The sequence below is a fragment of the bacterium genome, assembly GCA_039961635.1.
Lineage (GTDB): Bacteria > 4484-113 > 4484-113 > JAGGVC01 > JAGGVC01 > JABRWB01.
Genome location: JABRWB010000090.1, coordinates 1 through 12680 on the forward strand (window position 1 = coordinate 1; position 12680 = coordinate 12680).

General features: G+C 53.3%; 12 protein-coding genes. 2 read left to right on the forward strand and 10 right to left on the reverse strand.

What is annotated here, in order from left to right; all coding sequences use genetic code 11:
- Positions 1–63 precede the first annotated feature (63 nt).
- Positions 64–234 carry a hypothetical protein gene (locus tag HRF49_11645; protein MEP0815301.1) on the reverse strand — a complete coding sequence of 57 codons (171 nt, stop codon included), beginning with the start codon at positions 232–234 and terminating at the stop codon, positions 64–66.
- Positions 235–1186: 952 nt separating this feature from the next.
- Here HRF49_11645 and HRF49_11650 point away from each other — a divergent pair.
- Positions 1187–1789, forward strand: coding sequence for a hypothetical protein (locus HRF49_11650; protein MEP0815302.1), 603 nt, complete (start codon positions 1187–1189; stop codon positions 1787–1789).
- Between the two features lie 26 nt (positions 1790–1815).
- On the opposite strand, the gene rph is transcribed toward HRF49_11650, so the two are convergent.
- From rph to smpB, 4 genes are all read right to left on the reverse strand, one after another.
- A complete protein-coding gene (rph, locus tag HRF49_11655; protein ID MEP0815303.1) occupies positions 1816–2556 on the reverse strand; it encodes a ribonuclease PH in 741 nt (246 codons plus the stop codon).
- A gap of 40 nt (positions 2557–2596) precedes the next feature.
- A complete protein-coding gene (murI, locus tag HRF49_11660) occupies positions 2597–3460 on the reverse strand; it encodes a glutamate racemase (protein ID MEP0815304.1) in 864 nt (287 codons plus the stop codon).
- Entirely contained in the window at positions 3461–4390 is a 930-nt protein-coding gene (locus tag HRF49_11665; GenBank protein MEP0815305.1) for a GerMN domain-containing protein, read from the reverse strand.
- Between the two features lie 74 nt (positions 4391–4464).
- Positions 4465–4917 carry an SsrA-binding protein SmpB gene (smpB, locus tag HRF49_11670; protein MEP0815306.1) on the reverse strand — a complete coding sequence of 151 codons (453 nt, stop codon included), beginning with the start codon at positions 4915–4917 and terminating at the stop codon, positions 4465–4467.
- Positions 4918–5294: 377 nt separating this feature from the next.
- On the opposite strand from smpB, the gene HRF49_11675 reads away from it, so the two are divergent.
- A complete protein-coding gene (locus tag HRF49_11675; protein ID MEP0815307.1) occupies positions 5295–6623 on the forward strand; it encodes a glutamine synthetase in 1329 nt (442 codons plus the stop codon).
- 42 nt (positions 6624–6665) lie between these two features.
- Here the strand turns inward: HRF49_11675 and HRF49_11680 are convergent, their stop codons facing one another.
- The 5 genes from HRF49_11680 to argS form a co-directional block, all read right to left on the reverse strand.
- Positions 6666–7448 (reverse strand): enoyl-CoA hydratase/isomerase family protein, encoded by a 783-nt coding sequence (locus HRF49_11680; GenBank protein MEP0815308.1) that lies wholly within the window; start codon positions 7446–7448, stop codon positions 6666–6668.
- Positions 7449–7550: 102 nt separating this feature from the next.
- Positions 7551–8348, reverse strand: a complete 798-nt coding sequence (locus HRF49_11685) for a carbon-nitrogen family hydrolase (protein ID MEP0815309.1) — start codon at positions 8346–8348, stop codon at positions 7551–7553.
- 24 nt (positions 8349–8372) lie between these two features.
- On the reverse strand, positions 8373–8930 hold the full coding sequence (locus tag HRF49_11690) for a hypothetical protein (protein MEP0815310.1): 558 nt from the start codon (positions 8928–8930) through the stop codon (positions 8373–8375).
- 15 nt (positions 8931–8945) lie between these two features.
- Positions 8946–10694 carry a hypothetical protein gene (locus tag HRF49_11695; GenBank protein MEP0815311.1) on the reverse strand — a complete coding sequence of 583 codons (1749 nt, stop codon included), beginning with the start codon at positions 10692–10694 and terminating at the stop codon, positions 8946–8948.
- A 17-nt stretch (positions 10695–10711) separates the two neighbouring features.
- Entirely contained in the window at positions 10712–12592 is a 1881-nt protein-coding gene (gene argS, locus HRF49_11700; protein ID MEP0815312.1) for an arginine--tRNA ligase, read from the reverse strand.
- Positions 12593–12680: the final 88 nt, after the last annotated feature.

Sequence of the window (12680 nt, forward strand, 5' to 3'; positions counted from 1 at the left end):
GGATGAACTTAAGCTGCGCCTTGGTAGGCTTACCGACGAAAGCCGAATATCGCCGGCCGCGTCTCAAGCACTGGTCAGATTGGCGAAATCGGCCGCAAAAAAGCCCATCAAGCTGACATCGAGAAATTTCCAGTTGTTGTCTTTCGGTAATTCAAAGGAATCGCTTTTCACCCCCGCAACGGTTTCCGACGATTGTCTTTCGGAGTTGGTATCGGAAGGCGCAATCGAGTTCAAATTGGGTTTGGCTCACCCGGAGTGTTTCGGCCGCGCGGATGCGCAATCGATAACTTGCCATCCGGATTCGATAGGATCTTTTACCAAAATAACTTCCGGACCGATTTACGACTTTCTTGCGATCGGCGCTTCGGCATATGTCGGCGATTTGTCTTTTACGGCGCTTCTTGGCCAAATCCCAGCAATATGCGAACAAACAGCAAATTGCGGCTGGACTTCCTTAATAGCTCCTTCCAGACACTTTATTCCTGCATTAAGATCGGCACTTATCGCCTCAGGCATTCCGGTAATTGCGCTAACCCCCGAGAGTTCCAAGGCAGAAGTGCGCAAAGCAGTTATCTACGCGCGGACCGGTAAAGCACGCGCCGTTATAGGTACTCGCGGCCTGGCTGGACTTGCGGCCGCCGCTGGTGCGTCTTGCATACTTTTCGTCGACTCCTCCTCCCCGGAGTACGAGGCGCAGCCAACTCTTCCCGACGCAATCCGCACTGCCGGAACGGCTCTTGCTTCAGGTTCGATGCTGCTACTTCATTATTTTCCGGGAGGCGGCAGACGCATTCTGGCTATGCCGCCTTTGGGTGTTCGCAATCCGCCGAAAACCGAGGTTGTCGCTCTTTCAAATTGGGCGCGTAAAGAGCGCGAAAATGCGGAAGAAATGGAGGCAGAACCGTCCCCGCTGGCCCGGTTATCGGTTGAAGTTGCCGGCAGACTGGGCAAAACTCTCGTTTTATACAACAGGCGCGGCTTCGCAGCAGGATTTATTTGCGTCGACTGCGGCGCGCCGATCCCCTGCCCTCGTTGCGGCTCGATACTTACCAAATCATCATCGGGCTACTCTTGTTCTTCCTGCGGAACGGAAATTGCCGAATTGCTTTGCCCGGAGTGCGGAAGCGCAATGATTCGGCGTTCGGCTGTTGGCGTTGATCGCGTTCGGTGCGATGCGGAATCCTTGATGGGCAATCGCGAGTGCGCCAGCATTTCGTCCGACGCGGAAATTCCCGATTTGACGGACAAAATACTGGTTATTTCAACCTCGGCAACGCTCTACAGACCGCTCGATTTCAAGCCGAAAGCTCTGGTCGTGGCAGGTTTGGAAGACCAACTTAGGCGTCACTCACTGGACGGTCCGGAACGCGCGGCAGAGGTTATCGCCCGTTTTGCCGGGCTTTATGGCGACAACGCCGTAGAATTGATAGTGGCAGCCGAGCAACCCGAATTTGCTTTTTACGATTGGTTAAAGGGCGTGAACCAAAATTACTTTTCCGAAAGGTATGCGCTTAGGCGCTCACGGGGTCTTCCGCCATTCGCTCCAGTTCATTCAATAAGAATCCGCGCAAGGAATTTGGAGCATGCAATGAAATTCGTTTCGGTAATCAATCAAATCTTGCCCGGATTCGTTGTTGGCGAACTTGCGTCCGCACAAGGCCAAAGCGTAAGGTGCAAAGTTTATGAAGCGGAAATAAGGGTAACGGATGGAATACTCGATCGCAAGCACATCGCGGAGGCTGCTCGCAGCACAAAGGTTGAAGCTGTGGCGTGGGCCGTCTTTCATTGAAGTTAACAAGTCACACTGGCGGTTTATTAAACGCCTGCCCCAAGTATAGCTTCCGCGGCCCTTGTCTGGATTTTGAATATCTCCGCTGCACCCTTTTCCGCGAATGAAAGCAATTCGCTCAGCTGGTCTTTCGTAAACGAGCTTTCTTCCCCAGAAGCGCCGAAATCCACGATTCGCCCTCCGGGCCGAAATACCGCATTTCCATCCACTTGAGCTTTGGAATCCTCGGCGTAGTTCAAGTCAAGCATTGTATGTCCGTCAACGATGCCCACGCTAACGGCGCAAACGGGCTCAATCACGGGCCATTCTACGAATCGCTTTTCATTTGCTTTAAGCAAGCTAATCATAGCCAAGTATCCACCGGTGATGCTTGCAGTTCGGGTGCCTCCGTCCGCTGATATCACGTCGCAGTCGATATAAATTGTAGTTTGCCCCAGCGCCCCCAACCTGACCACGCTTCTCAATGCCCGTCCGATAAGACGTTGGATTTCGTACGTTCGTCCGCTGTGCGTTACTCCCCTTTCCCTTGCGGTACGGGTTTCGGTTGAGCCGGGAAGCATCCCGTACTCCGCGGTCAACCAACCAAGGCCGCTGCCGTAGCGCCAGTGGGGAACCCTGTTTTCAAATGAAGCGGAACAAACCACGCGAGTGTTCCCGAAGCAAACGAGAACCTGGTGGGGGCGGAAATACGGAGCCTCGAAAGATACCGCGCGCATTTCGTCGTAGTGCCTTCCATCCGAACGCGGTCCCTTCGGGGGCAGCCCCATTTTTTCCCTAAGTTCCTCGAAGCTTTTAAGCTTTTCTCCCTCAGCCAACGCGCGCCTCCCAATTCGCGGCTATTCCCGCGTTTATGTTTTGTATTTCGATCAGCGGCGCAAGGTCGAACCCCAAATATGCGCTTCCGTTTTCCACGAACGACTCCGAGTGTTTGCTCAAAAACACGCGCGACGGGGCAACTCCACCTTCACGCTTGTAATCGTTTGCAGATATGCTGAAAAGGTGCTCTACGATGTCTACGGCAAGATATGCCGCCGGGTCGACGAAAGTAATTCCCGGCCCGGCAATTTCGGAAAGCGCATCCTGCAGCAGCGGGTAATGAGTGCAACCGTGCACGACCGTGTCGCATCCCGCCGCCTTGATTGGTTCCAGGTACTCCCTGCACGCCGCATAAACGGCATCGGTATCCCTTTGGCCTTCCTCGATCAACGGAACCAGCTTAGGACTTGGCACGGCGACAACCAAAGCGTCAGTGCGCCGTACCGTTATTTCCCTCTGATAGCTTCCGCTTTTGATCGTCGCTTCGGTTGCAATCACACCGATTTTGCCGCTTCGCGATAAGTTCACGGCATGCTGAGCGCCGCCGGCCACAAGTCCGAAAACCGGCACGGGAGCCGTTTCTATATCGGCCTTCGTTAGTACGCTTGAAGAAACATTGCAGGCAACCGCGACCACTTGCGCGCCTCTGGATGCAAGAAAGTCTATGGCATTCAGAGCGAATTGCCTAATCTGCCCTAAAGGGCGCGAGCCGTATGGAACATGATAAGTGTCGCCGAAGTAAAGCACCGGGACACTCGGTGCGTGTCGCATAAGCTCCTTATAAACGGTAAGACCGCCTATTCCGGAGTCGAACATTCCTACCGGAACCGGCGGCGGCGTGCCCGATGGCGCCATCTATTCACCTTCCAAATTGATTTCCGAAAGCCACGCCGCGATTCCCGCTTCGGACAAGTCAACATCGAACAGCGACACAGCTTCCTCGTTGTTGTAAGTCACTTTCATCGAGCCGAATTCCGGCTTCGACAGGACGAAATTATATACCGTGCAAGCTAGAGCGCGAACTACTGGTGCTCTTCTTTCCAGCTGAATATCCATCAGTGACTTGTCCAGTCCCAAAACAACCCTGCTCCTTCCCTCCAAACTTAGGACAAATCCGATTTCGACGGGCGCGGAATCGAAAACACCGCCGTAGGTGCGCGGATCCTTCAACCTTCGGTAAAGCTCTGCTGGATCTGCCGCTGAAATCGTTATCGGGGCAAGCAGATTTTTGCCTCGGATAACCAAATAAGCCTGAAACTTGTCCTCTTCGTCGCCCGAACCGAAGTCGTTGATCCATTTTGGAATTGGAAACGGCTCCCGTATTCCGGTGCCTTCCGGCAGATAATCCTTCTTCTCGCCCCCGATAAGAAACTGCACCGAGGATACTTCTTCAAACTGACCAGCCGTGAAAAGAATGGACTGAACCAATCCGATTTCCATAGTGCTTCCGCCGCCGTAGGCAGTCAGCTCCGGCGACCAGTCGAGCGTCATTACACCGCTCTCTATCTTGCTCGCATTTAGCTTTGTGCCATCGGGAATCGTTTTAATCAGGGGCGAGCCGCCGGCCGGCCCTGCCGCAAGCTCACGAAAAGCCGTTTCGGGCATGGGCGAATTCCCCGCAATCAATCTGGTCACCGGGACAAGCAGCGTCGCCTGCGGGTCGTAAAAATATAGCTTTATTGCCCGCTTCCCAGCCCTTTCGGGATGGACAAATTGCGGCTGCGGCGGCTCCGGTTTAGTTTTATTCTCTTGATTTGCAGGACAGCCCGCGGCTGAAAACAACATCAACAGCGCACAGGCTATCGTTAACCGGGCGGAATTGTTTCCGTGCAAGCTTAGCCGGTGGATATTCCTTCGATTCAATCCAGGCCTCTCCTTTTTGCACGTTCTTGATCCCGCTCCTTTATGGACTCACGCTTGTCGTACTGCCGCTTGCCCTGGCACAGGCCGATTTCGACCTTCACCCTTCCTTTCGAAAAATACATACGAAGCGGAACAAGCGTAAATCCTTTTGCCTCGGACTTGACGCGCAGCTTGTCGAGTTCCCGCCTTGACAGAAGCAGCTTTCTTGCGCGCGTAGGCTCGTGGCCGAGCGAACCGCTGAAATCGTATTTCGATATGTTCACGCCGACCAGCCAAAGCTCGCCGTTGCGAAACTGCGCGTATCCGTGGCGAAGGTTGCCGCCTCCATTCCGTATGCTTTTCACCTCGCTGCCCAAAAGCACGATTCCGCATTCAATGCGCTCATGGATGAAATAATCATGGAAGGCGCGGCGGTTCGTTACCTCGACTTCGCGTCCTCGAACGGCCATGCGGACTCGATTATATCATCGGATTGACGGCCGGATTGAGGAGATCGCAGTAAAGCGTTCGCGGGTTTTGCTTGCCCGCTCTCGCGTTACTTCAAATGCGTAATAACGGCCTTATTTACATTGCGCGGCGATTTCCCAGGTTATCCACATTTGAGTAACACATGTGCACAAGGTTTGCGCGATTATGTTAGGGACTGTTGACTCAGGTTGAAAACCCGCCATAAAAATAATCCAACCAGGCGGCAAATCACATTTCAGCAAGGATCGCACCAGAAAATTGAATACTAGTTCGGCTTAAAAAAAGGCAATTTTGCCTATTGACTTATATCGCGCCGTTCATATAATACGCGCCACCTTAAAGGTTTGCGGGGTGCTTCTTGGGGAACACGAAAGAGGAAATTCTCGAAATCATCGAACGTGAACGAATCGGAGTCATCTGGCTCTGGTTCGTAGACATTTGCGGAATCCTTAAAGGATTCTCCATAACGCCCGATGAAGTGAAAACGGCTCTGACGGACGGCATGGGATTTGACGGCTCTTCCATTTCGGGATTCAACGCAATCGAGGAAAGCGATCTCGTCGCGATGCCGGACATATCCACCTTCAGCATCCTGCCTTGGGATGATCCCGATTACAGAGCTTGCCGGATGTTCTGCGATATCGTCGAGCCAAAGGATAAGAAACCCTACGACCGCGACTCGCGAAATATCCTTAAGAAGAATTTGGCAAAGGCCGCCGATATGGGTTACACCTTTTACGTCGGACCGGAGCTTGAGTTTTTCTATTTTAAAAACAGCGATGGCACCGACTTTCTGGATCCTGGCGGTTACTTCAGCGCACCTCCGCTGGATCTGGCGACCAATCTGCGCAAGCGCACGATTGATGCGCTTAACGCAATGGGTATACCGGTGGAATATCACCACCACGAAGTCGCACCCAGCCAGCACGAGATAGACCTGCGCTACGACGAATGCCTCAGGATGGCGGACAACTGCATCACTTACCGTTATTTGGTCAAAGAAGTCGCAAGAATGAACGGCTACTACGCGAGTTTCATGCCCAAGCCGGTTTTCGGAGTGAACGGAAGCGGAATGCACACGCACATGTCGCTGTTCAAAAACGGAAAGAACGCATTCTTCTCGCCTGATTCCTCAAACAACCTTTCCGATGTGGCAAAGCATTTCATCGCCGGAGTGCTTTATCACGCTCAAGAGATTACTGCATTCCTCGCTCAGTGGGTAAACAGCTACAAAAGGCTCGTCCCAGGCTACGAAGCACCTGTGTACATCGCCTGGAGCCAAAGGAATCGTAGCGCATTGATTCGGGTGCCATACTACCAACCCGGCAAGGAGAATGCCACGCGCATCGAGCTGCGTTGCCCCGATCCGGCCTGCAATCCATACATTGCGTTCTCCGTAATGCTGGGCGCCGGACTGAAAGGTATGGCGGAAAAGTACGAGCTGCCCGATGAGCAGCAGAAAAACCTCTACCATATGAGTCCCCTTGAGCTAACCCGGATTGGCATTAAAAGCCTGCCCGAAAATTTGCACGAGGCGCTGCACTTCGTGCGCAAGTCGCAGTTCATTCGCGAGGTGCTGGGCGACACGTTCGTCGAAAACTTCCTTGAAGTCAAATATAAGGAATACGACGAATATCGCGTCCAGGTCACCAAGTGGGAGCTGGACACCTACTTCAAAGTTCTATAGCACGGTTGGCGCGTCAGGCCGGCTGCAATAACGCGATACCGGTTACCTGCGTTTGAATTCGGGCTTGCGTTTCTCCAGAAAGGCGGCAGTTCCTTCTTTCATATCCTCCGTCGCGCAGGACAATCCGAATAGATGCGCTTCGTGGGCTAGCGCTTTGTCAAGCGGCGAGTCTTGGCCGTAATTGACAGCAGCGATGCAATACTTGAGCGCCAACGGCCCGTTCGCCAGCATTTTCCCGGCCAATTCGACGGCCTTCGGGACAAGCTCCGACAAAGGGTAGATGTGATTTACAAGGCCGATTCGATACGCCTCCTCGGCGCCGATCATCTCGCCCGTAAGCAGTAATTCAAGCGCCCTTCCTCTTCCGACCAACCTGGCCAACCTCTGGGTTCCGCCATAACCCGGAATGATGCCAAGTTTGACTTCCGGCTGACCGAATTTTGCGTTCTCCGAGGCCACCCGCAGATGGCACGCCATCGCCAACTCGCACCCTCCTCCAAGAGCAAATCCGTTCACGGCCGCGATAGTGGGTTTGGCGGATCCAGACAACTTGCCAAAGATGCGTTGGCCGCGGAGCGCAAAATGCGCGGCTTCGGAGGGAGTCAAGGTGTTGATTTCTCCGATGTCCGCCCCGGCCACAAAGGCCTTTTCACCTGCTCCCGTCAATACAATTGCGCCGATTGAGGAATCCTCTTTTGCGGACATCAGGAAATCCTTCAGCTCAAGCATGGTCTGGTTGTTGAGCGCGTTCAACTTGTCCGGACGGTTTATCGTTACGACTGCTACCGGCCCATCAGATTTGACCAACAGATTTTCGTACTCCACAATCAGATCCTCCTTTCAGAGATTAAAATCACGTTGACGCGGCAAATCGAATCGCGAAAGGCAATTTTACAGCAGGCTAAGCCGCATTCAAGCGATTCATCCTTACTGCAACGCATTAATGTTGCACAATTCCCAGTCCAGCCGGTAGACGTCGGGCCTGCGCTCCCCAAAAGTCGGGATATGCGATCTGGATTTCGCCACTTCGTCCAAGCTAATCTCCGCTTCAATAGTATCCTCGTTCGAACCTTCGGATTCTGCGAGCACGTTTCCCCACGAATCAACAATCAAGGAAGCTCCGTAATCTGCCCCCGTCGAATCGATTCCCGCGCGATTGACGGCAATCACTGCGCATTGCTGCTCTATCGCACGAGCAATCGCCAGCGTTCGCCAGGCGTGCCTGCGCTTTAACGGCCATACCGACGGAACGGCGAGAATCTGCGCCCCGTCAATAGCAAGCCGCCTAGCATGCTCCGGAAACCGCATGTCGTAACAGATCATCAAGCCTACATTAGCTTTACCGCATTCAACGCAGACGGCCGAATTGCCGGCGCAGATATGTCTGTCCTCCTCGAACAGTGAAAAGAGATGCGCCTTGGAATAGCGGGCAATTTGGTTCCCATCGGGATCAAAAACAAAGCTCGTGTTGAACTTTTGATCGCCGCGAGCTTCCGCGATCGAGCCCGCAATCAGAAATACGGAATGACGTTTTGCACAATCCGATAGCCGCGATATGGTGCGCGCCGTATCGGCCTCTGTCAGCCCGCGAATGAAGCTCCAATCGTAGCCGCAATGGAATAACTCGGGGAGAACAACGAGCGAACCGCTTTTCGGTGAAGCTTTCGACAACGCGGCCTCTGCACTGTCGAAATTCGCGCGTTCGTCCCCATCTTTCACCGACATTTGAATCCCGACCAACCTCATCGGCTAATCGTGCCCTTCTTCGATATCGGAGCCTAGTTTCAGCTTTAAAAGGTCGACAGCCGGAATCTGCGGTTGGTCTTCGGCGGTTCCGGGCGGCTCGATTCGAGACACCCCGGTATCTTCATCAGGGCCTGCAAATTCGCGCAGTCTTCTGGCCGAGCCGTACCGCTGCTCGAAGTAAAGATTGGCGAAGTAATAATACTCGTCCAAAATGCTTTGGAACGTGTCGTCGTCAAGCAGCATCAACGGGTAGTCCGCCACATAAACCACGGCGTCGATGTCCGGCTGGTACGCGAACCTGCCCAACGCCATTATAAAATTTAGGGCAAGCGTGTCGCGCAATTGATCCGCGGCAGCCGTAGCGTCCACCCCGTCGAGATATGCGACGAATTTCAGCTCGTATCCGTCCGCGTCAAGCAAGGCGATAATGTCCAGCCTTAAGTCGTTTTCAGCATTCAGAACCGCGCTCAGCAGCTCCGTGGTCTCATCGTGCTTGGAGCGCTCAAACTTGAGCTTGGCGTTTGTTAAAATCTGCTCCAGTTTAGCAAGCTGGTCGGGCACGTCTCCTAGTATAAGCTACTCGTAAAAGTTCTTCAATGTAGTCAGATTTGTACACTCTCGCTCTGTCGCAATCCGGCGGTCCATCCAGCCAAGCTGCTCCACCAGATTGCTGGTCATCCACAGAATATTTGCCGGGCCGCCGTCCGCCGCAAGAAACATTTTTGAATGAATGTACGCCGGACTGACCGCAACTATCCCGGGGCACTGACGGCCGACGGCGGCAGCTTCAAGCTCGTTCCAAGTTCTTCCATCCGGCGTCACTCCGCGAAATCCGCGGTGAACGAGGCCAATCCCGCCGAGCCGCGGAATCGAAAAGGCGAGAATGCTGAATTCGGCGCTCGAGGGATGCGGATGTTCCGCTGCGCTGTGCAAAAAAAGCCTTTTGATTTTGCCGCCGGACATCAATCTCGCCAGTTTGTTAATCCCGGCGTATTCGCCCCTTCTTCTATCCAAAAGCTCGCCCTTTTTCACCGGGAGGTATTCGCAAGAATCCGATGCATGAGCCAGTGTCTTGATCATCTCATAACTTCTACCGCAGTGGCCCGGCCGCTCCGCAGTAACTATGCAAAAGTGGCTTCCCGCATAGCTTCTGCACCTCGTGCACATGTAAAATGACGCGTTCAGCTCGTCCTGACGCTCTATTTCTTTGTTCCGGTTTTCCTGGTAGGCTACTATTCCCGCCCTCAATGACGCAAGGCGCAGCGGATCGCATATTATGTTCACGCAGACTTGTTTTAGGTCGAATTCCTTTCGAATAAGCCCGTAAATCAACTTTCCGAGACTCGTGGGGGATGTCACTGCGGGATCGATTTGCATCACGAACCATTCGCGCTGCTCCGCTTTAACCTCGCCCGTACGATTTAGCAGTTTCAGCAGCTCCCTCTCTATGAAGCCTGTCATCGTGATATCTATATCGCTGTCTCCGATATCGACGATTACTCCGATGTCGCCGAACGTTTCGCCGCGGACTTCAACGCCGTCCACTCCGCCCATCGAGCGAACAACGAAGAAAGAGTTGTAATTTCCCCCCACCGTACGGAAATTGAGATGGGATTCCTCCTGCGATCTTTCCGTCGGCGGTTCAAGCAAATGCCATCCTCTAGTACTGTATTCATCAATCAATGCGGATTGGAGTTCGTATTCGGACAGCAGCCTGAAATCCTGGTCCGCCAACCATCTCTCGCCGATTTGCCATACCGGCACGCGGAATTTTGTTAGCGCAACCAGAATAAGAAGCTCATAATCTGTCGGCTCCCTTGTCAGTAGAATCAAACCCGGAGGGCGGTAGCCGAAAAATTTTGCAAGCGCTGCGGGATCTTGGTAAACGCCGCCGAAATGATACGCATACCTCACCAGGTTCTGAAAAAAATAAACCAGACTGTCGCGGCTTTTGGCTATTTGGACTGTGGCGCCGCGTTTGATTAGATTCGTTATAGGCTCCAGCTCGTCCCAGGCGAACAAAAACGCATCGGCTGGGACATCGCCGAGATACAGGCTCATAAATTCGGCCTGCCCCAAAAACTCATCCCCGAAGAGCTTGCTTCCTTCAATCAACTCCATCGCCGCCAGCAGTAACGCCGGGTTGTTTTTGGCGACGTCAACGGCATCGTTCACATCCCCGTCGAGCAGTTGCGATGCATCCGCAAGGTAGCGGTTGATGACAAGCGAGGGAAGCCCAACTCTGCTGACCGAGGTCTGGCGGAGAGTCGTAACTACCGACCGCACAAGCCCCGCAAACTGGTCGATGCTGACTACTGTCGCCATTTTCAGTTCCGCTTAGGCTACATAGCTTCAGGTATTTCGATTCCCAAAAGCCGGAGTCCGGATTCTAGCACGCGCAAAAATGCCTCTACTTCCCGCAGCCTCCAGTCACGAAGCTCAACATTGGCCTTCAAAACCGGGCAAAAACGGTAAAACTCACCGAACTTTTGGGCAAGCTCAAAGCAGTATCTTGTCAGTACATAAGGGGCGAGCTGATCCGCCGAAGTCTCGACGACGTCCGGAAATCGGCCTATGGCAAGGGCGAGTTCGTGGTCGTAAACCTGGAGGTTAGGCGGCGGCTGGGCTGATCTCCTGGAAGTATCACCTGCTTCGGCCAAAATTCTTTTTGCTCGAACTCCCATATACTGAATGTATGGGGCGGCCTGCCCATTGAAATTCAGCGCTTGCTCCCAGTCAAAAACCAGCACCTTGTTGTGGTCAATATTGAGCATCGAGAATTTGATTGCCCCGATAGCGACCTTCAGCGCGGTATCTTCTGCATCGGCCGAATATCCCTTTTCGCGCGCGATGTGAGCGAGTTTGCTCATCGCTTCGGCAAGCAAATCCTCGAAAAGCACCACCGTTCCCGACCTGCTCGACATTTTGCCTTCGGCCAAAGTCACAATTTCGTACGGCAGGTGAACGCATTTTTCCGCCTGGGGAAAACCCCAAAGCTTGAGTATGGCGAATATCTGCTTGAAATAAAACGACTGCTCGCTTGCAACAACATAAATCGCCCTATCTATGCCGAACTCGCCGAACTTGCGTTTTGCAAGCGCAAGTTCCTTCGTCTGGTAAAGCGACGATCCGTCGGCCCGCAGGACGACCATTTTTCGCAAATCGCTTCCCGGCAGTTTTGCGTCCAAATCCACGTAAGCCGCCCCTGCGTAATCCCCTTCGCTTCCAATTTCTGCAATGCCCATTTCGAGCAATTCCTGTACGCAGCGCTTGCCTTCCGACTCGACGTCGCTCTCATAGAAGACATGATCGAATCCGGCGTTCAACAAAGTGTATATCCGCTCGAACCCTTTTAGGCTCGCAGCGCGAGTGTCCCTCCACAGCCTGACCAGCTCCGCATCGCCCGAGTCCCAGCGGGCGAAAAGCTCTTTTATTTCGGCATCGAACAGCTCGGGTTCAATTGCATACGGACCGGATTTTGTATTGATTTCTTCGCCGCTTTCAACCTTGTCGGCAAGGGAGTAATACTCGCCCAGACGCCTTGATTCGTCCTCGATATGGTCGAATTCGCCCGGGAATTTCAAAAGCGCCCAAAGACACTTGATCACATGCGCGCCTATATCTCCGATGTAATTCGCCCGAATTACTTCGTAACCGGAGAATTCGAGCAGATTGGCAACCGCGGCCCCAAGTGCCGCGTTACGCGTGTGGCCTACGTGGAATACCTTGTGCGTATTGGGCTGACTGTATTCCACCATTATCCTTTCGGATTTGGCGGCGCCTTTACCGAAATCCAATCCATTTTCCTCGGACGCCTCGATTGCGCAGCGAGAAACGCAGTCCACATCGAAGTAGAAGTTGACATAACCCGCTTCGCGCACGATTTCGGCTACGCAAGGGAGACTTGTTCCGTTTTGAGCGATTTCATCGCAAATCCGTTGGGCAAACGAAGCCGCGAGTGCTGCAGATCTCTCCTTCAAGGCCATTTTGGCTTCTTTTTTCCCGACTTTCTCGCTTAGCGCATCAAACTCGTCTTTAAGCGATTCACTGGCCAGATCGAAACAAACAGTTGTCGAATAACCGGGCTTTCGCGGGGGCTCGATTGGAAGCAGTTTTATAAACCCTTCTGGACGGTTGCCCACCTGCGGCAGGGAGCGGCCGATTGCGGCCGCGATTTGCTTCCTGACATCTTTGAGGGGGTTGCCTGCGGTGGACATCTTCATTCTTTACAATCCCCGGCAATGTGCTAGGATAGTAGGTCACGCATTCTGGGGAATCGTTCAGATTGTAACACCCCCTTTTTAGGGTGTC